Origin of the sequence: Streptomyces luteolifulvus, assembly GCF_008806595.1 — a bacterium.
Classification (GTDB): domain Bacteria; phylum Actinomycetota; class Actinomycetes; order Streptomycetales; family Streptomycetaceae; genus Streptomyces; species Streptomyces luteolifulvus.
Genome location: NZ_VZRB01000004.1, coordinates 1 through 20690 on the forward strand (window position 1 = coordinate 1; position 20690 = coordinate 20690).

The following is a 20690-nucleotide window of genomic DNA, read 5'->3' on the forward strand; positions in this document are numbered from 1 at the left end:
GAACAGCGGCGTCGCGAACATCAGCAGCATGATCGTGCCGTGCATCGTGAACGCCTGGTTGAACTGCTCGTTCGACATGATCTGCAGGCCCGGACGGGCCAGCTCGGCGCGCATGAACAGCGCCATCACGCCGCCGATCACGAAGAAGATGAACGACGTGACCAGATACAGCGTTCCGATCGTCTTGTGGTCAGTGGTCGTCAGCCACTTGATCACGACGTTGCCGGGCTGCTTGCGCCGGACCGGCAGTTCGTCCGTGTAGTGGGACTCTGCTGCCGCGGCACCCTGGGGTTCGTTGAGGATGCTCACAGGTTGTTCGTCTCCCGGTTCTTCTCGTGGCTCGTCTGCGCGATGCCGGCGGGAATGTAACCGGTCTGCCCCTTCTTGGCGAGGTCCTTGAGGTGCTGCTCGTAACGCTCGGGGGAGACGACCTTCACGTTGAACAGCATCCGGGAGTGGTCGACGCCGCAGAGCTCGGCGCACTTGCCCAGGAAGGTGCCCTGACGGTTGGGGGTCACCTGGAAGGCGTTGGTGTGGCCCGGGATGACGTCCTGCTTCATCAGGAACGGCACCACCCAGAAGGAGTGGATGACGTCACGCGAGGTGAGGACGAAGCGGACCGTCTTGCCCTCGGGGAGCCAGAGGGTCGGACCCGGGTTGCCCGTCTGCGGGTTCCGGGTGGCGGGCGTGCCGACGTCGTAGACACCGCCGGCGTTCGCCGGGAAGGCGTCCTTGTACCGGTCCGGAATGGCGTCCAGGTTCTTGTCGGTCTTCGCGTTGCCGGTGGAGCCCTCGACGTTCTCGATGTAATTGAAGCCCCAGCTCCACTGGAAGCCCACGACGTTGATGGTGACGTCGGGCTTCTTGTCGAGGCTCAGGAGTTCCGTTTCGTCGCGCGCCGTGAAGTAGAACAGCACCGAGACGATGATGAGGGGGACCACCGTGTACAGCGCCTCGATCGGCATGTTGTACCGGGTCTGCGGGGGAACTTCGACCTTGGTGCGGCTGCGCCGGTGGAACATGGCGCTCCACAGGATCAGGCCCCACACCAGCACGCCGACGGCGAGCGCCGCCGCCCAGGATCCCTGCCACAGGGAGAGGATCCGCGGAGCCTCTTCCGTGGTCGGGGTGGGCATGCCAAGGCGAGGGAAGTCTTCCCAGTTGTACGAGCAACCGGTGGCTGTCGCCAGGACCAGGCCCGCAGTCATTGCCTGCAGCAGCTTCCGCCGCATCGGGCGCCGCGGCGAGCGGTCGGAGCCGTTGGGACTCACGTAGCGCCTTCCCGAGAGTCTCGCCCGCGCGGATTGGCTGCGGCCTGCCTTCTCGCTGGTCGGTCGCCGCCCTGCGTCGGGCAGGGGTTTGATGTTTATGCGGACCAAACCCTACTGGACGCATTTTGGGGTCGCGCGGGGAGGGTCCCCAACTCGCCGGGGGTCACGCCAAGGGGGGTTGGGGGCGCCCAGGAGCCCGGGGATGTCTGTTGTGTCGCGGCTGCGGGTTCGTGGGGGCTTGTCGCGCCCACGCGGCACGGCCGCACATCGACACAGTCCCGCGCCCCTGGAGGTCCGTTGCCCTTGCCGCAAGTCGTAGCGTTGCTGTGTGCCCTACTTCGATGCCGCCTCCTCCGCACCCCTCCACCCCGTCGCCCGGCAGGCTCTTCAGGCCTCCCTCGATGAGGGGTGGGCCGATCCCGCACGTCTCTATAAAGAGGGGCGGCGGGCACGGTTGTTGCTGGATGCGGCTCGGGAGGCGGCGGCCGAGGCGGTGGGGTGCCGTGCGGACGAGCTGGTGTTCACGGCCTCCGGTACGCGGGCGGTGCACTCCGGGATCGCGGGGGCGCTGGCGGGGCGGCGCCGGGCCGGACGCCACCTGATCGTGTCAGCGGTCGAACACTCCTCTGTGCTCCATTCGGCGGAGGTGTTCGAGGCGGACGGCGGGACGGTCACCCAGGTCGCCGTGGACCGGGCGGGTGCGGTGACCGCGGAGGCGTACGGGGAAGCCCTGCGGCCCGAGACCGCGCTGGCCTGTCTTCAGTCGGCCAACCACGAGGTGGGCACTCGGCAGCCGGTGGCCGCCGTGGCCGGGGTGTGCCGGGAGGCAGGGGTGCCGCTGCTGGTGGACGCGGCGCAGTCGCTGGGCTGGGGACGGGTCGAGGGCGACTGGTCACTGCTGACGGCGAGTGCGCACAAATGGGGCGGACCGTCGGGCGTCGGGCTGCTCGTGGTGCGCAAGGGGGTCCGGTTCGCGGCTCAAGGGCCGGTGGACGAGCGGGAGTCGGGGCGGGCCCCCGGATTCGAGAACATCCCGGCCGTCGTGGCCGCGGCGGCCTCGCTGCGCGCGGTGCGCGCGGAGGCGGCCGAGGAGACGGTACGGCTGCGGGAGCTGACGGAGCGGATCCGGGCGCGGGTGCCGCAGCTGGTGCCGGACGTGGAGGTGGTCGGCGATCCGGAGCGCCGGCTGCCGGGGATCGTCACGTTCTCCTGTCTCTATGTCGACGGAGAGACTTTGCTGCACGAGCTGGACCGAGCCGGTTTCTCCGTCTCGTCCGGATCGTCCTGTACGAGCAGCACACTGACGCCCAGCCATGTCCTGAAGGCGATGGGGGTGCTGAGCGAGGGGAACGTCAGGGTGTCGCTGCCGCTCGGGGCGCCGGAGGAGGACGTCGAACGGTTCCTGGGCGTGCTTCCCGGGGCGGTCGCGGCGGTGCGCGAGAAGCTGGGGGCGCCGGTTCCCGAGACGGTGGTGAGCAGGGACGTCCTCGTCGTCGACGCCCGCGGCAAGCGCTGCCCGATCCCGGTGATCGAGCTGGCGAAGGTCATCGGCGATGTGCCGGTGGGCGGCACGGTGCGTGTCCTGTCGGACGACGAGGCGGCACGCCTGGACATTCCCGCGTGGTGCGAGATGCGGGGCCAGGAGTACCTGGGCGAGGAACCGGCGGACCACGGTTGCGCTTATGTGGTCCGCCGGATCGCCTAGGTACTCTCCGCCTCAGCCGAGGTGCTTGCGGACCTCGGCGGCCGCGTCGTGGCCGTATGCCTTGGTGAAGCGGTCCATGAAGTGGGCGCGGCGCAGCTGGTACTCCTGGGTGCCGACCGTCTCGATGACCAGCGTGGCGAGCATGCAGCCGACCTGGGCGGCACGCTCCGGGGGGACACCCCAGGCCAGGCCGGACAGGAAGCCGGCGCGGAAGGCGTCGCCGACACCGGTGGGGTCGGCCTTGCGCTCCTCCTCGGGGCAGCCGACCTCGATCGGGACCTCGCCGAGGCTCTCGATGCGCACTCCGCGCGAGCCGAGGGTGGTGACCCGTGTACCGACCTTGGCGAGGATCTCCTCCTCCGTCCAGCCGGTCTTCGACTCGATGAGGCCCTTCTCGTACTCGTTGGAGAAGAGGTACGTCGCGCCCTCCAGCAGTATCCGGATCTCGTCGCCGTTCATCCGGGCGATCTGCTGGGAGAAGTCCGAGGCGAACGGGATGCCCCGGGTCCGGCACTCCTCGGTGTGCCGGAGCATCGCTTCCGGGTCGTCGGCGCCGATCAGCACCAGGTCGAGGCCGTCGACACGGTCGGCGACGGTCTTCAGCTCGATCAGGCGGGCCTCGCTCATCGCACCGGTGTAGAACGAGCCGATCTGGTTGTGGTCGGCATCGGTGGTGCAGACGAAGCGGGCGGTGTGCAGCGTCTCGGAGATACGGACGGACTCGGTGTCGACGCCGTGCCGGTCCAGCCAGGCCCGGTAGTCGTCGAAGTCGAAGCCCGCGGCGCCGACGAGGATCGGCTGTGTACCGAGCTGACCCATGCCGAAGGCGATGTTCGCGCCGACGCCGCCGCGGCGGACGTCGAGGTTGTCGACCAGGAAGGAGAGCGAGACCGTGTGCAGTTGGTCCGCGACGAGCTGGTCGGCGAAACGGCCGGGGAACGTCATGAGATGGTCGGTGGCGATGGAGCCGGTGACTGCGATGCGCACGGCGTGGACTCTCCTGTGGGGAGACGGGTTGACAGTTCACGCTACCGGGTCGGGGTGGGCCTCTGCGAGGAGCCGAAGCAGCCAAACTACCCGATAGTAGAGCTTTCTCAACGGGCTCCGACGTGCATACGGTTCCGGTATGACGAACCTCGAGGTCCATGCCCCCGCGCCGGCCGACCTGGAAGGCGGCCTGGCGTCGCTGATCGGCGACTGCGCCCGGATGGCCCCACACTGGGCGGCGCCCGACCGGATCACCCCCCGTCCGGTCTCCCCGTCACTCATCCACGGTGTGACCGTGCCGCAGAAGTCCGCCCGGCTGCTCGACGCGATGTCGGACTACGGAGACTGAGGCAGCGCGTTTTTCGGGGAAAGGCGCCTTTCAGGGAACCGTGCGCTCCCCCGCTGCGTCCCATCGCTGTCCCCCGTAAAGGGGACGCGCGATACGACCCACCAGCAGGCCGTTTTGGCAGGGCCGGGTCAGAATCACTGGGACAGTGCGCAGCCGAAGGAGCGATGCGGTGAACACCGAGCGACCCGACAACGACGACGCGGCCCACGAGGCCGACGCCGCCGAGACCGCCGGTAACGCGCGGAACACCGAGGAGACCGGGGGTACGGCCGGGGAAAAGGGCGCGGAGAAGGAGTCCCCGGAGCCGGAGGCTGCCGCGGAGTCGGAAGCTGTTCCAGAGCCCGAGGCCGCGCCCGGCCCCGGTGCTGCCGCCGCGCCCGACCCCGGTGCTGCCGCCGGGCCGGCGGCGGCACCGGGCGCCGACGGTGGCGATGGCGATGGCGATGGCGATGGCGAGCCTCCCGCGCCTGACGTGACCGCCGGGGCCGGCGGTGATTCACCCGAAAGGGCCGGCCGCCGCTCCCCCCTCGTCGTCGCCTCCGTCGCCGCTGCCGTGCTGCTCGTGGGGGGTGGTGGGGCGTACTTCGCCACCACCACCGCCTCCGACGGTTCCGGCGGCTCGGACAGCCGTACGGGCTCCTCGGCCCCCGGCGGCGACGGCACTCCCCCGCCACTCGTCCTCGACGGCGTGTCCGAGGGCGGCAACGGCATCGCGACCGGTGAGCCCGACCCGTACGGCGTCACCTATCGCGCCGACGGCCCCCTCCCGGACGGCCCCGACTCGGCGCCCGTGTACCGGGCGGAGGGCGAGGTCACGCAGGACGAGGTGGCGCGCCTGGCGAAGGCCCTCGGCATCGACGGGACCCCGGTGGTGCGCGGGCAGGCCTGGCAGGTCGGACCGGCGAAGGACGGTGCGGGGCCGAGCCTGCAGGTGAACAAGCAGGCGCCCGGCGCCTGGACCTTCCACCGCTACGCACCGGGTACCGACAACTGCAAGAGCACCCTCGTCTGCGCCAGTGATCCCGCGAACCCGGCCGGCGACACGGTGAGCGAGGAGACCGCGAAGAAGGCGGCCGCGCCGGTTCTCAAGGCGGTGGGCCAGGACACCGCGAAGGTGGACGCGAGCCAGGTCATGGGCGCCCAGCGGGTGGTGAACGCCGACCCGGTGATCGGCGGACTGCCCACGTACGGCTGGACGACCGGACTGACCGTGAGCGCAGACGGCGAGGTGGTCGGCGGCAGCGGCCAGGTGAAGGCGCCGGCGGAGAGCGACACGTATCCGGTGGTGAGCGCGCAGAAGACGCTGGAGCTGATGAACACCGCGCCACCGGCCGACCCCCGTACGGGCATCGGCGGCTGCGCCAGCCCCGTACCCCTGAAGGACCGGCCGGAGGCGCCCTGCGGGGAGTCGACGTCCGCATCGACGCCCACGCCGCAGCAGGAGACGATCACGGTCGACGACGCGGTGTTCGGGCTGGCGATGCATGTCGTGGACGGGCGGCCGGCGCTGGTGCCGTCCTGGCTGTTCACGGTGAAGGCGTCCGGCGCGCAGAACAGCTTCACGGTGACGCATCCCGCGGTCGACCCGGAGTACCTGGTCCACCAGATGCCGGCCGGGGAGCCGACCGACGCGCCCAGCCCGCGGCCGACCGGACCGGGCGACGAGCCGACCTCGTCGGTGAACACCCGTGAGGTGCACGTGGACGGCTACACGGCCGAGGGCAGGGAGCTGACCGTGGCCTTCACGGGCGGGGTGTGCGCCAAGTACGAGGCATCGGCGAGCGAGACCGCGGACGAGGTGACGGTCACGGTGACCGAGACGTCCGATCCGGAGAAGATCTGCATCATGATCGCCAAGGAGTTCCACCAGACCGTGACGCTGGACGCGCCGCTCGGCGACCGTGAGGTCGTGGGCTCGGACGGCAAGGCGATCCCGCTGGAGAAGCCGGGGGCGCGGCTGCCGGAGACGTCCGGGGCCCGGTGAGTCGGACTCCGGGACACCCGAAGGCGGCGGCCCGGTCGGAGGGGGCCGCCGCCTTCGCGGTATTCGACTGCGGCTGAAAGCTTTCCGACGGAAAACTTTCAGCCGAAGGCCTCAGCTGAAGGAGTCGCCGCAGGCGCAGGAGCCGGTCGCGTTCGGGTTGTCGATCGTGAAGCCCTGCTTCTCGATGGTGTCCACGAAGTCGATCGACGCGCCGCCCAGGTACGGGGCGCTCATACGGTCGGTGACGACCTTGACGCCGTCGAAGTCCTTGACCACGTCGCCGTCGAGGGAACGCTCGTCGAAGAAGAGCTGGTAGCGCAGGCCGGAGCAGCCGCCGGGCTGAACGGCGACGCGCAGCGCCAGATCGTCACGGCCTTCCTGGTCGAGCAGGGCCTTGACCTTCGCCGCGGCGGCGTCGGACAGGATGATGCCGTCGGTGACGGTGCTGGTCTCGTCCGATACGGACATCTACATCTCTCCCGGGTTGTACGGAGACTGCTTGCCGACGGTTGCAACCGGCGGGACCGCGGATTCATTCCGGGCCGGGCACTTCTGTTGTCGCCTCTTCTTCATGCTCGCACACGCTCGGCGAAGCGGACAGCAGCCCCGTACCACGCCTGCCTGTACGGCATCGGGATTCATGTCACATCGACGCAATGGCCATCGTCAAACTGACGTGAAGCGGTTATGATAGATAGCGTCAGTTCGACGAAAAGTAGAAAGGGTGCGTGTCGTGACCACCGCCCAGACCCAGGAGCTCGACGTACAGCCGACGCCCCTCGCCCTGCTGCTCCTCGGCCGTGAGGCCGATCCGAGGAGCGAGCGGGGCGTCGAGTGTCCCGGTGAGCTGCCCTCGCCCTCCGACCCGGACCTGATCGAGCGCGCCCGTGCGGCCAAGGAGAAGCTCGGCAGCAAGGTGTTCGTGCTCGGCCACCACTACCAGCGCGACGAGGTCATCCAGTTCGCCGACGTCACGGGGGACTCCTTCAAGCTGGCCCGGGACGCGGCGGCGCGGCCGGAGGCCGAGTACATCGTCTTCTGCGGTGTGCACTTCATGGCGGAGTCCGCGGACATCCTGACCTCGGACGACCAGAAGGTCGTCCTGCCCGACCTGGCCGCCGGCTGCTCCATGGCCGACATGGCCACCGCCGAGCAGGTCGCCGAGTGCTGGGACGTGCTGACCGAGGCCGGGATAGCGGAGCAGGTCGTGCCCGTCTCGTACATGAACTCGTCCGCCGACATCAAGGCGTTCACGGGCAAGCACGGCGGCACCATCTGCACGTCGTCGAACGCCAAGCGGGCCCTGGAGTGGGCCTTCCAGCAGGGGGAGCCCTCCACGACGAAGGTCCTGTTCCTCCCGGACCAGCACCTGGGCCGCAACACCGCGGTGCGGGACATGGGCATGACGCTGGAGGACTGCGTCGTCTACAACCCGCACAAGCCGAACGGCGGGCTGACCCAGCAGCAGCTGCGCGACGCGAAGATGATCCTGTGGCGGGGCCACTGCTCGGTGCACGGCCGCTTCAACCTCGACTCCGTCGACGAGGTCCGCGAGCGGATCCCGGGCGTGAACGTCCTCGTCCACCCCGAGTGCAGGAACGAGGTCGTGGCGGCGGCCGACTACGTCGGATCGACCGAGTACATCATCAAGACCCTGGAGGCCGCTCCCGCCGGCTCCAAGTGGGCCATCGGCACGGAGCTGAACCTGGTGCGCCGGCTGGCGAACCGCTTCGCGCCCGAGGGCAAGCAGGTCGTGTTCCTCGACCGGACGGTGTGCTTCTGCTCGACGATGAACCGCATCGACCTCCCCCACCTGGTGTGGGCGCTGGAGTCCCTGGCCGAGGGGAACCTCGTCAACCGCATCGAGGTCGACCAGGAGACGGAGGCGTTCGCGAAGCTGGCGCTGGAGCGGATGCTCGCCCTGCCGTAACCGGGTCCGGCCCCGCCGTCACCCCGAGGCGGGTTTCCGCTCGGGGTGGGCGGGGTCGAGGCTGAAGAGGGTGCCGTCCGGGGTGGAGACGATCAGCGCGCCCTGGTGCAGGAGTACCCGGGGCTGGGCGACCGCGGCGGACGACACCCGCCCGGCGTGCGGCAGCGTCTCCCACAGCACCGTGCCGGTGCGGCTGTCGAGCGCCGCCACCCGGCCGCTGGCGCTGGCCAGATACAGGGTGCGGGTCCGGGCGTCGTAGGTGGCCTCACCCGGTTGCTCCAGGCTGGTGCGGGCCTGCCACAGCCGCTTGCCCGTCCGCGGCGACACGGCCGTCACCCGGCCGCCGGACGTGACGAACCAGAGCGTGCCGTCCGCCAGTGTCGCCTTCCCCTCGACGGTCTGCGCCGGCTTCGCCGTGCTGCGGGCGCCGGTGCCCGGGTCCACCAGCAGGATCCGGCCGTATGTGTCGTCCTCGGCGGACTGCGACTCGCGGTCCTCCCACTCCAGCACCAGCAGCCGGCCGTCGAGGACTCCGAGCAGCCCGCTCCTGGGCGGGCCCTTCAGGCGGCGCACCGAGCCGTCGGTCCGGTCCAGCTCCAGGATCACGGAGTTCCCGGGCTGTTCCACGTCGTTCTGGAAGCACTGCGCGTACAGGCCGGTGCCGCCCGCCTTGAAGGTGCAGTAGTGGCCGGCCGGCAGCTGCGCGGTCCAGCGTGCGGCGCCGGTGCGCGGCGCCCGGGCCGTCACCGTCCGGCCGCCGGTGTCGGAGGTCAGGACCATGTCGCCGGCCAGGGCGAGCTCGATGTTCTCGTCGTCGGCCTTGCGGGTCCACCGCTGAGCGCCGGTCCCGGCGTCGAGGGCGACGAGGCGGACCGGGTCATTCAGGGAGTCTTCGCTGAAGACGGTCTGCCGCACGATCACCGTGCCGTCCCGGACGCCGAGGACCGAGGAGGAGTACGACGCGCTCTCGGTGGCGGACGGTACGAGGCCGGCGCGCCAGACGGTCCTGCCGGTCAGGCCGTCCAGGCGGACCGGAAGGATGCCTTCGCCCGCGCAGTAGACGGCGCCCTCGTGCGTCAGACAGCCGGGCTCGCCCGACGGCTTGTCGTCGTCCGCGAACAGGGGGTCCCTGGCGCCGAGCGGTGCCGTCTCGAACACCGTCGTCTGAAAGGGCTTCCAGCTCTCGGGCAGCGCCGCCCACCTCGGGGAGTCCGGCTTCGCCCCGCCGTCCGCCGGCCACGGCCCGGTCAGCGCATAGGCCGTCAGTCCGAGGGCCAGCGCGCCGACAGTGCCGGTCGCGGCCCACAGCGGACGGATACGGCTCGGGCGGCGGGGCGGGGTGGTGGCCGCCGGGCCGGGCGCGGCTCCGGGGCCGGTGTCCGCCGTGGACGGCAGGGCGTCCCTGCGCAGCGTCACCGTGGGCAGGTCGCCCGGCGCCGTCTCGGGCAGGACCGCCCCGAACTCCCGGGCCAGCTCGTCGAGTGCGGGCCGGTCCGCGGGGTTCTTGGCCAGACAGCGCTCCAGGACCGCGCGCAGCGGCAGGGCCAGCCCGTCCAGCACGGGTTCGTTGTGGATCACCCGGTAGGCGGTGAGATAGGGGCTCTCGGCGTCGAAGGGTCCCCGCCCCGTCGTGGCGAACACCAGCAGCGCCCCGAGCGAGAAGACGTCCGAGGCGGGACCGACCGAACGGGCGTCGCTGAACTGCTCCGGGGACATGAACGGCGGAGTCCCGATCATCTGCCCGGTCTCGGTCAGCGTGTGGTTCTCCGCCGCGCGGGAGATGCCGAAGTCGATGACGCGCGGACCGTCCTCCGCCATCAGGACGTTGGCCGGCTTCAGATCCCGGTGCACGACTTCGGCCCGGTGGATGTCCTGCAGCGCCTCCACCAGCCCCAGCGCCAGCCGCCGCAGCGCGGTGCCCCTCAGCGGGCCGTGCTCGCGCAACCGCTCGGCGAGCGAGCTCCCGGGCACGTACTGCGTGGCCATCCAGGGCCGTGCCGCTTCCGGATCGGCGTCCACGACCGGTGCGGTGAAGGCACCGCTCACCTTGCGGACGGCCGCGATCTCCTGCCGGAACCGGGTGCGGAAGACGGCGTCCTCGGCGTACTGGGCGTGCACCACCTTGACGGCGACGTCCCGCCCGGACCGCGATCTGCCCCAGTAGACGACCCCCATGCCCCCGGCCCCGAGCCGGTCGACCAGTCTGTATCCGCCGACGGACTTCGGGTCGTCCCTGTGCAGCGGCACAGCCAAGCCCCTTCCCCCGCAGCATCGTTCGAGGGCCACAGGATACGAAACGGCGGCCGGGGTCCCGGACCGTTGTGGTCCGGGACCCGGCCGCCGTCGGTGATCCACGGTCTGTCAGACGGCCGCGGGCTCCGGCTCGTCCGCGGCGGACTCGGGCCGGGGCGCTGCCCCGTTCTTCTTCTCCCGCTTCGCCGCCCGCTTCTTCGCGCGGCGCTCCTTGCGCAGTTCCAGCATCGTGTACAGCGTCGGGACCAGCAGCAGGGTCAGCAGCGTCGACGTGATCAGACCGCCGATCACCACTACCGCCAGCGGCTGGGCGATGAAGCCGCCCTCGCCGGTGACGCCCAGCGCCATCGGCAGCAGGGCGAAGATCGTCGCCAGCGCCGTCATCAGGATCGGGCGGAGCCGGTGGCGGCCGCCCTCCACCACGGCCTCGACGACGCCGTAACCCTGTCTGCGGTACTGGTTGATCAGATCGATCAGCACGATCGCGTTCGTGACCACGATGCCGATCAGCATCAGCATGCCGATCATCGCGGGGACGCCCATCGGGGTGCCGGTCGCCACCAGCAGGCCGGCGAGCGGTGATCCGTAGGCCCCAGGTCCCGTTCCTCGTACGGCGCATACTCCGGGCGCAGTACGGCCGGCGGAGGTCAGTCCACCCTTGGACGTACCAGCCCCGACTCGTACGCGATCACCACCAGCTGGGCCCGGTCCCGGGCGCCCAGTTTGGCCATGGACCGGTTGACGTGCGTCTTCACCGTGAGGGGGCTGACCTCCAGGCGTTCGGCGATCTCGTCGTTGGAGTGGCCGCCGGCGACCTGCACCAGCACCTCGCGCTCCCGCACGGTCAGCGCGTCGAGCCGGGCAGCACGGTCGGGATCGTGGCCGTCGTCCGCCCCGTCGCCCTGGGCGAGAAAGCGGGCGATCAGTCCCTTGGTCGCGGCGGGGGACAGCAGGGCCTCGCCGCCGGCCGCGACGCGGATCGCGGTGAGCAGTTCCTCGGGTTCGCTGCCCTTGCCGAGGAACCCGGAGGCGCCCGCGCGCAGCGACTGCACCACATAGTCGTCGACCTCGAAGGTCGTCAGGATGACCACGCGGACCTGGGCGAGCGCGGGGTCGGCGCTGATCAGCCGGGTGGCGGCGAGGCCGTCCGTGCCGGGCATCCGGATGTCCATCAGGACGACGTCGGCCCGCGCCTCCCCGGCCAGCCGGACCGCCTCGGCGCCGTCCGACGCCTCCCCCACGACCTCCATGTCGGACTCGGAGTCGACGAGCACACGAAAGGCGCTGCGCAGCAGCGCCTGGTCGTCGGCGAGCAGGACACGGATCGTCATACGGGCTCCCCCGGCCTTCCGGTGGCGGCTGTGCGTGTCTTGACGGGCAGGATCGCATGGACGCGGAACCCGCCGCCGTACCGGGGGCCGGTGGTGAGGGTGCCGCGCAGGGCGGTCACGCGCTCCCGCATGCCGAGCAGTCCGTGCCCGCCTCCGCTCACCGGGTCCTCGTCCTCGCCGGAGCCGTCGTCGAGGACCGTGACCTCGATGTGCGGTCCCACGCGGACGACGCTGACCTCCGCCTTCGCCTCGCCCCCGGCGTGCTTCTGGACGTTGGTGAGGGCTTCCTGGATGACCCGGTAGGCGGCCAGGCCGACGGCGGCGGGCAGGGCGGTGCCCTGGTCCGCGCGGGCGACCTCCACCTGAAGACCGGCGCTGCGGAAGGTGCCGACGAGTTCGTCGAGCCGGTGGAGGCCGGGGGCGGGTTCGGTCGGCGCCTCGGGATCGCCGGACTGGCGGAGCAGACCGACGGTGGCGCGCAGCTCGTTCAGCGCGGAGCGGCTGGCCTCCCGTACGTGGGCGAGGGCCTCCTTGGCCTGGTCGGGCCGCTTGTCCATCACATGGGCGGCCACCCCGGCCTGGACGTTGACCAGGGCGATGTGGTGGGCGACCACGTCGTGCAGATCGCGGGCGATACGCAGACGTTCCTCGGCGACCCGGCGGCGGGCCTCCTCCTCGCGGGTGCGTTCGGCCCGCTCGGCGCGCTCACGGATGGCGTGCACAAAGGCGCGGCGGCTGCGGACCGCGTCTCCGGCGGCGGCCGCCATACCGGTCCAGGCGAAGATGCCGAGGTTTTCCTGGGCGTACCACGGCAGGGGGCCGGCGAGCATCGCCGTGCCCGTCAGGACCGTCATGGTGAGGAGGCCGACGCGCCAGGTGGTGGGGCGGTCGGTCGAGGCGGCGACGGTGTAGAGGGCGACGACCGCGGACATGGCGACCGGGGCGCGGGGGTCGCCGGTGACGCACTCCACGACGGAGACCGTGCCGGTGAGGAGGAGGACCGTCATCGGGGCGCGGCGGCGGAAGACGAGGGCCACGGCGCCGAGGGTCATGAGCAGCAGGCTGAGCGGGGCGGGGCTGTGGACGCCGCCCCAGCTGACGCCGTCCTCCCCGTGCGGGTCCACGAACGAGCCCGCCACCATCGCCGCGAGGACGCCCGCTGCGAGGGTGGCGTCCAGGGCGAGGGGGTGCGCGGTCAGCCTGCGGCGGGCTCGGTCGAGATGGCTCACGTCTAGTAAAGGTACGGAAGGCGTGACGGGGGCGGAACGGGGGCTACCTGTGCGTTTCCTGTCGGGCGGGCGGTAACGGTCGGGCGGGCGGACTCACCCGGGGATCAAGCCGTCGTCGCTGAGCAGTTCCTGGACCTCCTCCAGGGTTGCGTCCGGGGACGGGAGGATCAGGTCCGACGGTTCCAGGGAGTCGTCGGGCAGGGGCTCGCCCAGGTCACGGACCCTGGCCAGGAGGGCCTGGAGAGTGCGGCGGAAGCCGGGGCCGTCGCCGCTCTCCATCTCTGTCAGGAGCTCGTCGTCCAGCTTGTTCAGCTCGGCGAGGTGGCCGTCGTCCAGCCTCACCTGCCCCTCCCCCATGATCCGTACGATCATGTCGCCCTCCTAGGCGTGGGCCCTGCTGCTCGTCACTGCTTGTCGAAGCGCGGAGTGTCCTGCGGCTGCTGCTGGGACTGCGGCTGACCCGAGCCGCCCTCGATGGCCTGCTGCCCGCCGGACGAGCCCCCGGCCAGCTCGGCCTTCATCCGCTGCAGTTCCAGCTCTACATCCGTACCACCGGAGAGCCGGTCCAGCTCGGCCTGGATGTCGTCCTTGTGCATGCCGGACTGGTCGTCCAGGGCTCCGGAGGCGAGCAGTTCGTCGATCGCGCCGGCGCGGGCCTGGAGCTGGGCGGTCTTGTCCTCGGCACGCTGGATGGCCAGGCCGACGTCGCCCATCTCCTCCGAGATGCCGGAGAACGCCTCACCGATCCGGGTCTGCGCCTGGGCCGCGGTGTAGGTGGCCTTGATCGTCTCCTTCTTGGTGCGGAAGGCGTCGACCTTGGCCTGGAGCCGCTGGGCCGCCAGGGTGAGCTTCTCCTCCTCGCCCTGGAGTGTCGCGTGCTGCGTCTCGAGGTCCGTCACCTGCTGCTGGAGGGCGGCACGGCGGGAGAGCGCCTCGCGGGCCAGGTCCTCCCGGCCGAGCGCGAGCGCCTTGCGGCCCTGGTCCTCCAGCTTGGACGACTGCGACTGCAGCTGGTTGAGCTGGAGTTCCAGGCGCTTGCGCGAGGTCGCCACGTCGGCGACGCCGCGGCGCACCTTCTGCAGGAGCTCCAGCTGCTTCTGGTACGAGTAATCGAGGGTCTCGCGCGGGTCCTCGGCCCGGTCAAGGGCCTTGTTCGCCTTCGCGCGGAAGATCATCCCCATACGCTTCATGACACCGCTCATGGGCTTCGCGCGCCCCCTTCTGACGGACTCCAGCTCCAGCTCTGCGACAGAACCCACAGTACGGGCCCTGCCTCCATTGACGCACTGTTCCGGGACGGATGCGCTCCTCCCCGAGGACGACTGGCCGACACCTTGCTCCGGCGTGAGGAGTAGGTGACCCTCAGGGTGAGCGAACCGGTCACCGGGACGCCCCCTCTGTCCTTTACATGACGACTGGTGTTGCCGGATCGTTCCCCACCGGGCTGGGGTCCATGCCGTCGCACCCCGTACCCTTGGGTTTTGTGTTCCGTAGCCGCGCCAAGGAAGAGAAGGCCCCCGCCGACAAGGCGGCGGTGACCGACTCCACTCAGACCCGTCACCCGCAGGCCCCCAAGGGACGCCCCACGCCCAAGCGCAGTGAGGCCCAGTCCCAGCGTCGCAGCGTCGCCAACTCGCCGACGACGCGCAAGGAGGCCGCCAAGCGCCAGCGCGACGAGCGCCGCGCACACATGGAGAAGCAGCGCCAGGCACTGGCCGGCGGCGACGAGCGGTATCTGCCCGCGCGCGACAAGGGCCCGGTCCGCAAGTTCGCGCGCGACTTCATCGACTCCCGCTTCAACATCGCGGAGTTCTTCCTGCCGATGGCCGTGGTCATCCTCGTGCTGAGCATGGTGCGGGTGGCCTCGCTGCAGAGCATCGCGCTGCTGCTGTGGCTGGTCGTGATCGTGCTGATCGTGCTCGACTCGATCCTCACGGGCTTCCGTCTCAGGAAGCGGCTCACCGAGCGCTTCCCGGACCAGAACAGGCGAGGCGCCGTCGCCTACGCCCTGATGCGCTCCCTCCAGATGCGTCGCCTCCGGCTGCCGAAGCCGCAGGTCAAGCGCGGAGAGCGGCCCTGAGCGCGACATCTTTCTCCGGGGGCGCGGCACAAGCCTGGCTGAGCAAGCTCGGCGGACTGCGTGATGTCGTACGACAGGAGCTGGTGGCCCGGCAGCTCGACGAGCAGATGGCCGGGCGTTTCCCGGTGGGGCAGCGGCTTCGGGTGCTCGACGTGGGGATGGGCCAGGGCACGCAGGCGCTGCGTCTGGCCCGGATCGGGCATCAGGTGACCGGACTCGAACAGGACGCGAGGATGGTCGCCGCGGCCCGTGAGTCGCTGTCCACGGAGCCCGAGGGCATCCGGGAGCGGGTGCGGATCATCGAGGGCGACGGCCGGGACACCGGTGTGCACTTCCTGCCGGGCAGCTTCGACGTGGTGCTGTGCCACGGCGTGCTCATGTACGTCGAGGAGCCCGACCCGCTGCTCGCGGGGCTGGCGCGGATGCTCGCCCCGGGGGGCCTGCTGTCGCTGCTCGTGCGCAACGGTGACGCGCTGGCCATGCGGCCGGGCCTGGCCGGGGACTGGGCCGGGGCGCTGGGCGCCTTCGACACCACCGCGTACCGGAACCGGCTCGGGCTCGATGTACGAGCCGACCGGCTGGGCACGCTGACGCGGACGCTCGCGGGGATCGGGGCGCCGTTGCAGGCGTGGTACGGGGTGCGGGTGTTCACGGACACCGCGGCAGACGGCGCGCAGGTGCCGGACGACGTGGAGGCGCTGCTGACCGTCGAGGAACGCGCCGGGCGGACGGATCCGTACCGCGGGGTCGCGGCGCTGCTGCATCTGTGCGGGGTGCGCGGCTGAGCCGGGCGAGGGCAGGGGCCCTCGCCCGGACCTCCTAGGCTTCCTCGGCCACGCGCAGGCTCATCGGGCCGTAGATCTCGGTCGTGTCCTCGAACAGCCGCACCTGGTCGGCGCCGCCTTCGAGCAGGGCCTTCCAGTGCTCCCCGATCCAGGACTCGGCGTCTCCCTGCGTGGTGAACTCGTCGGGCTCCACCGCGGGCTGGACCTCCGCGCCGTCGGCCTTCTCGAATCGCCACGTCCATGCAGCCATGTACGCCTCCAGAGTCTGAGCAGTAGAGGATCAAGGTAGTCGTTTATCTGCGGGTCGTCTTGGGCCGGTCGCGCCCACGCGGTGGAGCCGCATGGGTCACTGCCCCGCTCCCCTTGGGGGCACCTCGGTCGCGCATGTCCTCCGGTGACCGGGGAAAATCGTTTCGTGGAATTGACTCTCCTCGGTACCGGTGCCCCCGCTGGACTCCCCCGACCCGACTGTCCCTGTGCTGTCTGTGCCGGCGCGCTCGGGGTGGATGCGCGGGCTGCGACCGCGCTGCTCGTGGACGGGGCGGTGCTGCTGGATCTGACGCCCGGTGCGGCGTTCGCGGCCGCTCGGGCGGGGCATTCGCTGGGGGGCGTACGGCAGGTGTTGCTGTCGCATCCCCATGACGGGCCGGCGGTCGAGGTGCCGGCGGGGCTGCCGCAGCCGGGGCGGGTGCCGGACGGGCGGGAGTTGGCACTGCTGACGGGGCATCGGGTGCGGGCGGTGGCGCTGGACGCGCCGGGCACCGGGTACGCCGTGACCGGCCCGGATGGGCAGCGGCTGCTGTATCTGCCGCCGGGAGGCGCTCCGGCCGGGCTGGAGGAAGGGTCCGGTGAGGCGTACGACATGGTCGTCGCGGATGTCGTGGGGCGGCCGGACGCGCTGGCCCGGCTGCGGGCGGCGGGGGCGGTGGGGCCGACGACGGACGTCATTGCCGTACACCTCGACCACGATGTACCGCCGGGGGCCGAGTTGCGGCGGCGGCTGGCCGCGGCGGGGGCGCGGGCCGTGCCGGACGGGACGACCCTGGCGGTGGGCGCCTACGAGGACGTACCGGATGTGCCGCGCCGGACGCTGGTGCTGGGCGGGGCACGGTCGGGCAAGTCGGTGGAGGCCGAGCGGCGGCTGGAGGCCTTCCCGGACGTGCTGTACGTCGCGACCGGCGGCACCCGTGGCGGGGACAGCGAGTGGGCGTCGCGGGTCGCCGTGCACCGGGAGCGGCGGCCGGGGTCGTGGCAGACCGCCGAGACCTGCGATCTGGTGCCGCTGCTGGCCGAGGACGGGCCGCCGTTGCTCATCGACTGTCTGTCGCTGTGGCTGACGGACGCGATGGACTCGGTGGGGGCCTGGGACGACGCGGAGTGGGCGGGCGGCGGCGAGCGGGCCCTGCGCGAGCGGGTGCGGGAGTTGACGGAGGCGCTGCGGGCGACCCGGCGGACCGTGGTGGCCGTGTCGAACGAGGTGGGGTCGGGGATCGTGCCGGCCACGGCGTCCGGGCGGCGGTACCGGGACGAGCTGGGGCGGCTGAACGCCGCCTTCGCGGGCGAGTGCGAGCATGTGCTGCTGGTGGTGGCCGGGCAGGCGATGGTGCTACGCGGATGACGCCGGTTCCCCTTTGCGGGCGATGATCCGGTACGTGTCCGGGAGGCGGGCGCGGCTCAGCTGGAGCGCTGCGGCGGGCGGGACGCGGTCCGCGGTTCCGGCCGGGATGATCGTGCAGCCCTGGGACTCCAGCTCCGTGCGGAGGTTGTCCGGCGGCATCAGGTGCAGCTCACCGGGCTGGGTGCGCCGAAGCCACCACCCGCCCAGCAGGGTGGCGAACGCGCAGTGGGGGTCGAGGAGTTCGAGCAGCAGGTGGCCGCCGGAGCGGAGGGCGGTCAGGGCGGCGCGGAGCTCCTCGCGCGGGTCCGGGACGCGCTGCAGGTGATGGACCATGCTGACCACGTCGTAGCGGGCGCGGAGGTGCGCCGTGAGCTGCGGGTTCGTCAGACGGCCCACGTACGCCCGCTCGACGCGGCCCGCCGCGCGGGCCTGTTCGACACGGGGGGTCGGGTCGAGGCCGTCGAAGGACGAGTACGGGAAGAACTCCTTCGCCGTCTGCGGGAAATGGGCGTGCCCCGTGCCCACGTCCAGCCAGGCCTCCGGCTCGGGGAAGGGCAGCATCGCGCGGGCGGTACGGCGATGGCGGCGCGAGGTGCCCCGCCCGTCGCCGGTGTCCCGGCGGCGGAGGGCCGGGCCGGTGGCCGTGAGCCGGGGGTTCTGGAACAGGTGGGAGCAGTCCCGGCACTCGTCGACGGCACACGGGCCGGCCTGGCGCGGGCGCAGGTCCCGGGAGCCGCACCAGGGGCAGTCGTCGCGGCGCGGCTCGTGAACGGGGCGCGCGGAGAGGGCGGTTGGTTCTTGGGGTGCGGACATGAGCGGCTCCCGGGCGCGTGGGGCGTACGAAAGGGCCGTACGACAATCCAGTGCAAAAAGGAACGTATGGGATCGCGATCTTGGGTGCAACGACGTGTCGGAGTCGTGGTGGCCATATGGCGACGAGCTGTTCGATCCGGGCCGGTACTGTTCGGCGAATGAGCTCGCTTAATCTCGACGACTTCACCGATCTGATCGAGCGCCCCGACGGCGGGGTACGCCGTGACGCCGAGGCGCGCCGTGAGCGTCAGATCGTGCCGCCCGGGTCGCTGGGCCGCCTCGACGACCTGGGTGAGTGGCTGGCCACGGCGCAGTCGGCCGTACCGGTGCGGCCGGTCGAACGGCCGCGGGTCGTGCTCTTCGCCGGTGACCACGGGATCGCCGGACTGGGCGTCTCCGCGCGGCCCGCGGGCAGCGCGGGCGAGTTGGTGCGGGAGGTGCTGGAGGGCGGCCGCCCCGTGTCGGTGCTCGCCCGGCGCCTCCGCGTGCCGGTGCGGATCGTCGACATGGCGCTCGACTGCGACCCGGAGACGCTGCCCGCGGAGGTGGTACGGCACCGGGTGCGGCGCGGCAGCGGGCGGATCGACATCGAGGATGCGCTGACGGCCGAGGAGGCCGAGGCCGCGTTCCGGGCCGGGGTCGCGGTGGCGGACGAGGAGGCCGACTCCGGTACGGACCTGGTGGTGCTCGGCGATGTGAGCGTGGGCGGGACCACCGTGGCGGGCGTGCTGATCGCCGCGCTGTGCGGGACCGACGCGTCCGTCGTGACCGGCCGGGGCGGGCTCGCGATCGACGATCTGGCGTGGATGCGCAAGTGCGCGGCGATCCGGGACTCGCTGCGCCGGGCCCGGCCCGTGCTCGGGGACCAGATGCAGCTGCTGGCGGCGGTGGGCGGGGCGGACTTCGCGGCCATCACGGGCTTTCTGCTGCAGAGCGCGGTGCGCAAGCTGCCGGTGATCCTGGACGGGGTGGTGGTGGCCGCGTGCGCGCTGGTCGCGCAGCGGATCGCGTTCCGGGCGCCGGACTGGTGGCTCGCCGGGCAGAACAGCGGGGAGCCGGGGCAGGCCAAGGCACTGGACCGGATGGCGCTGGAGCCGCTGCTCGACCACGGGGTGACGGTCGGGGAGGGGGCGGGGGCCCTGCTGGCACTGCCGCTGGTGCAGGCCGCTGCGGCGCTGGCGGCGGAGCTGCCCGAGAAGCCGGAGCCTGCGGAAAAGACGGAGGACGAGACGGCGGAGGAGTAGCGGAGGCGTAGTCGCCGGTACGGCCGATCGCTGTCACGGCGGAGAAGGCGGCATGATCACCCTTCATGGGAGATGTCCGAGTCGCACCGCGGGCCGCCGTCTTCACCTCCGGTGTGTTCGCGGAGATCCAGATCACTCGGGTGTCGCTCAACTGCGCCCTGTTCCGGTCGGTCTTCGAACGTGGCGAGGGACCGGTGCCGGGGCTGTGGCGGTCGCCGGACCGCGCCGACGCCGAGCACCCGGAGACCCGTGGATGAACACCCTCGCCCGCTGGGCCCGCGCCGAATGGGGACCGCTGTACGCCACGGTGCGCGGGCCGCTGCTGAAGCGGCGGTGGCGGGCGGTGCCGATGACGCTCGGGGCGGTGTGCCTGACGGCGCTCATGCAGGTGGTGCAGAACCAGTCGTGGGGTTACGGGTTCGTGCAGGACATCGGGGCCGTACGGGCGCAGGACCCGCTGTGGCTCGCGCTGCTGCGTACTCCCCTGTCGCTGTTCGTGCCCGCGCTGGACCTGCCGGTGTGGGGTGCGCTCGCGCAGATCCTGCTGGTGTTCGGCATCGCGGAGATCTGCCTCGGCTGGTGGCGGACGCTCGCCGTCGCGTACGCCGCCACGCTCGCCGGGACGATGTACGCGCGTGTGGGCATCTGGCTGGGCCCCGACAGCCCGCTCGGCCTCCCCGCCTCGGACGCCCCCGTCGTGGACACCGGCCCGTCGGCCGCGGTGGTGGGCCTCGCGGTGTTCCTCGGCCGGCGCTACGGCGCGTACGTCACGGCGGCCGCGGTGATCACGGCGATGGTGACCGAGGTCCTCCTGAAGGAAAACCTGGCCGGCAAGGAACACCTGGCGGCCATCGCGGGGGTGGGCATGCTGTGCGGGCTCTCGACACTGCGCCACCGCCGGACATCGGGAACGCCGGGCTAGTCGGTGCTGGTCGCCTTCGGCTGCACACCGCGGCGAACGGCAGGAACCCCCAGCCCGCAGCGGGCACCGTCCGACCGCGTCACCCTCGACACCACACCAGCGGCCCACCCCGGCAAGCGGCTCGCCCCACCCGGGCCACGGACGCCCGAGCCCCTACGCCCCCACGAGTCCCAGCGCCGCATGAGCGCC

Annotated in this window: 21 protein-coding genes and 1 pseudogene; 10 read left to right on the plus strand and 12 right to left on the minus strand. The window is 71.6% G+C overall.

Features of this window, described 5'->3' with window-relative positions:
• Both F7R91_RS06965 and ctaC read right to left on the minus strand, forming a co-directional pair.
• Window positions 1–309: cbb3-type cytochrome c oxidase subunit I (locus F7R91_RS06965; protein WP_191971386.1), on the minus strand; the 309-nt coding region annotated here is incomplete at its 3' end.
• Window positions 306–1271, minus strand: a complete 966-nt coding sequence (ctaC, locus tag F7R91_RS06970; RefSeq protein ID WP_150945633.1) for an aa3-type cytochrome oxidase subunit II — start codon at window positions 1269–1271, stop codon at window positions 306–308. The genes ctaC and F7R91_RS06965, both read right to left, overlap by 4 nt.
• A gap of 328 nt (window positions 1272–1599) precedes the next feature.
• On the opposite strand from ctaC, the gene F7R91_RS06975 reads away from it, so the two are divergent.
• Window positions 1600–2976 (plus strand): cysteine desulfurase/sulfurtransferase TusA family protein, encoded by a 1377-nt coding sequence (locus F7R91_RS06975; protein ID WP_150945634.1) that lies wholly within the window; start codon window positions 1600–1602, stop codon window positions 2974–2976.
• A gap of 12 nt (window positions 2977–2988) precedes the next feature.
• Here the strand turns inward: F7R91_RS06975 and F7R91_RS06980 are convergent, their stop codons facing one another.
• A complete protein-coding gene (locus tag F7R91_RS06980) occupies window positions 2989–3963 on the minus strand; it encodes a carbohydrate kinase family protein (protein ID WP_150945636.1) in 975 nt (324 codons plus the stop codon).
• Window positions 3964–4102: 139 nt separating this feature from the next.
• Here F7R91_RS06980 and F7R91_RS06985 point away from each other — a divergent pair, with 139 nt between their 5' ends.
• Together F7R91_RS06985 and F7R91_RS06990 are read left to right on the plus strand one after the other, a co-directional pair.
• Window positions 4103–4312, plus strand: a complete 210-nt coding sequence (locus tag F7R91_RS06985; protein WP_150945638.1) for a hypothetical protein — start codon at window positions 4103–4105, stop codon at window positions 4310–4312.
• 169 nt (window positions 4313–4481) lie between these two features.
• Window positions 4482–6296 (plus strand): hypothetical protein, encoded by a 1815-nt coding sequence (locus F7R91_RS06990; protein ID WP_191971387.1) that lies wholly within the window; start codon window positions 4482–4484, stop codon window positions 6294–6296.
• Between the two features lie 111 nt (window positions 6297–6407).
• Here F7R91_RS06990 and F7R91_RS06995 read toward each other — a convergent pair whose 3' ends face one another.
• Window positions 6408–6764 carry a HesB/IscA family protein gene (locus F7R91_RS06995; RefSeq protein WP_030794551.1) on the minus strand — a complete coding sequence of 119 codons (357 nt, stop codon included), beginning with the start codon at window positions 6762–6764 and terminating at the stop codon, window positions 6408–6410.
• A gap of 265 nt (window positions 6765–7029) precedes the next feature.
• Between F7R91_RS06995 and nadA the strand changes: the two genes are divergently transcribed.
• Complete coding sequence (nadA, locus tag F7R91_RS07000) at window positions 7030–8226, plus strand: quinolinate synthase NadA (protein ID WP_150945641.1); 1197 nt, start codon at window positions 7030–7032, stop codon at window positions 8224–8226.
• Between the two features lie 18 nt (window positions 8227–8244).
• On the opposite strand, the gene F7R91_RS07005 is transcribed toward nadA, so the two are convergent.
• The 6 genes and pseudogenes from F7R91_RS07005 to F7R91_RS07030 form a co-directional block, all read right to left on the minus strand.
• Entirely contained in the window at window positions 8245–10473 is a 2229-nt protein-coding gene (locus F7R91_RS07005) for a protein kinase domain-containing protein (RefSeq protein ID WP_150945643.1), read from the minus strand.
• A gap of 114 nt (window positions 10474–10587) precedes the next feature.
• Window positions 10588–11049: pseudogene (locus F7R91_RS07010) on the minus strand (efflux RND transporter permease subunit); the annotation flags it as partial.
• 77 nt (window positions 11050–11126) lie between these two features.
• A complete protein-coding gene (locus F7R91_RS07015; RefSeq protein WP_150945645.1) occupies window positions 11127–11810 on the minus strand; it encodes a response regulator in 684 nt (227 codons plus the stop codon).
• Window positions 11807–13039, minus strand: coding sequence for a sensor histidine kinase (locus F7R91_RS07020; RefSeq protein ID WP_150945646.1), 1233 nt, complete (start codon window positions 13037–13039; stop codon window positions 11807–11809). Before F7R91_RS07020 ends, F7R91_RS07015 begins: the two co-directional genes overlap by 4 nt.
• Window positions 13040–13132: 93 nt before the next feature.
• On the minus strand, window positions 13133–13411 hold the full coding sequence (gene pspAA / locus F7R91_RS07025) for a PspA-associated protein PspAA (protein ID WP_150945648.1): 279 nt from the start codon (window positions 13409–13411) through the stop codon (window positions 13133–13135).
• 32 nt (window positions 13412–13443) lie between these two features.
• Window positions 13444–14220, minus strand: a complete 777-nt coding sequence (locus tag F7R91_RS07030; protein ID WP_150946214.1) for a PspA/IM30 family protein — start codon at window positions 14218–14220, stop codon at window positions 13444–13446.
• Window positions 14221–14447: 227 nt separating this feature from the next.
• On the opposite strand from F7R91_RS07030, the gene F7R91_RS07035 reads away from it, so the two are divergent.
• Window positions 14448–15119, plus strand: a complete 672-nt coding sequence (locus tag F7R91_RS07035) for a DUF3043 domain-containing protein (protein ID WP_150945650.1) — start codon at window positions 14448–14450, stop codon at window positions 15117–15119.
• 83 nt (window positions 15120–15202) lie between these two features.
• A complete protein-coding gene (locus tag F7R91_RS07040; RefSeq protein ID WP_150945652.1) occupies window positions 15203–15904 on the plus strand; it encodes a class I SAM-dependent methyltransferase in 702 nt (233 codons plus the stop codon).
• A 34-nt stretch (window positions 15905–15938) separates the two neighbouring features.
• Here the strand turns inward: F7R91_RS07040 and F7R91_RS07045 are convergent, their stop codons facing one another.
• Window positions 15939–16154: a hypothetical protein gene (locus F7R91_RS07045; RefSeq protein ID WP_150945654.1), complete on the minus strand. Its 216-nt coding sequence runs from the start codon at window positions 16152–16154 to the stop codon at window positions 15939–15941.
• 165 nt (window positions 16155–16319) lie between these two features.
• Between F7R91_RS07045 and F7R91_RS07050 the strand changes: the two genes are divergently transcribed.
• Window positions 16320–17522 (plus strand): bifunctional adenosylcobinamide kinase/adenosylcobinamide-phosphate guanylyltransferase, encoded by a 1203-nt coding sequence (locus F7R91_RS07050; RefSeq protein WP_150945656.1) that lies wholly within the window; start codon window positions 16320–16322, stop codon window positions 17520–17522.
• On the opposite strand, the gene F7R91_RS07055 is transcribed toward F7R91_RS07050, so the two are convergent.
• Window positions 17511–18335 (minus strand): class I SAM-dependent methyltransferase, encoded by an 825-nt coding sequence (locus tag F7R91_RS07055; protein WP_150945660.1) that lies wholly within the window; start codon window positions 18333–18335, stop codon window positions 17511–17513. The genes F7R91_RS07050 and F7R91_RS07055 overlap by 12 nt on opposite strands.
• Before the next feature lie 158 nt (window positions 18336–18493).
• On the opposite strand from F7R91_RS07055, the gene cobT reads away from it, so the two are divergent.
• From cobT to F7R91_RS41890, 3 genes are all read left to right on the plus strand, one after another.
• Window positions 18494–19579 (plus strand): nicotinate-nucleotide--dimethylbenzimidazole phosphoribosyltransferase, encoded by a 1086-nt coding sequence (cobT, locus tag F7R91_RS07060; protein ID WP_150945662.1) that lies wholly within the window; start codon window positions 18494–18496, stop codon window positions 19577–19579.
• A 65-nt stretch (window positions 19580–19644) separates the two neighbouring features.
• Window positions 19645–19836 carry a hypothetical protein gene (locus tag F7R91_RS07065; protein WP_150945663.1) on the plus strand — a complete coding sequence of 64 codons (192 nt, stop codon included), beginning with the start codon at window positions 19645–19647 and terminating at the stop codon, window positions 19834–19836.
• Window positions 19833–20501 (plus strand): hypothetical protein, encoded by a 669-nt coding sequence (locus F7R91_RS41890; protein ID WP_191971388.1) that lies wholly within the window; start codon window positions 19833–19835, stop codon window positions 20499–20501. Before F7R91_RS07065 ends, F7R91_RS41890 begins: the two co-directional genes overlap by 4 nt.
• Window positions 20502–20690: the final 189 nt, after the last annotated feature.

Bases quoted from the DNA above. Each gene is read 5' to 3' on its own strand.
- F7R91_RS06985 (WP_150945638.1), top strand. From the start codon at position 4,103: ATGACGAACCTCGAGGTCCATGCCCCCGCGCCGGCCGACCTGGAAGGC.
- F7R91_RS06995 (WP_030794551.1), bottom strand. From the start codon at position 6,764: ATGTCCGTATCGGACGAGACCAGCACCGTCACCGACGGCATCATCCTG.
- F7R91_RS07015 (WP_150945645.1), bottom strand. From the start codon at position 11,810: ATGACGATCCGTGTCCTGCTCGCCGACGACCAGGCGCTGCTGCGCAGC.
- pspAA (WP_150945648.1), bottom strand. From the start codon at position 13,411: ATGATCGTACGGATCATGGGGGAGGGGCAGGTGAGGCTGGACGACGGC.
- F7R91_RS07030 (WP_150946214.1), bottom strand. From the start codon at position 14,220: ATGGGGATGATCTTCCGCGCGAAGGCGAACAAGGCCCTTGACCGGGCC.
- F7R91_RS07035 (WP_150945650.1), top strand. From the start codon at position 14,448: ATGACGACTGGTGTTGCCGGATCGTTCCCCACCGGGCTGGGGTCCATG.
- F7R91_RS07045 (WP_150945654.1), bottom strand. From the start codon at position 16,154: ATGGCTGCATGGACGTGGCGATTCGAGAAGGCCGACGGCGCGGAGGTC.
- F7R91_RS07055 (WP_150945660.1), bottom strand. From the start codon at position 18,335: ATGTCCGCACCCCAAGAACCAACCGCCCTCTCCGCGCGCCCCGTTCAC.
- cobT (WP_150945662.1), top strand. From the start codon at position 18,494: ATGAGCTCGCTTAATCTCGACGACTTCACCGATCTGATCGAGCGCCCC.
- F7R91_RS07065 (WP_150945663.1), top strand. From the start codon at position 19,645: ATGGGAGATGTCCGAGTCGCACCGCGGGCCGCCGTCTTCACCTCCGGT.
- F7R91_RS41890 (WP_191971388.1), top strand. From the start codon at position 19,833: ATGAACACCCTCGCCCGCTGGGCCCGCGCCGAATGGGGACCGCTGTAC.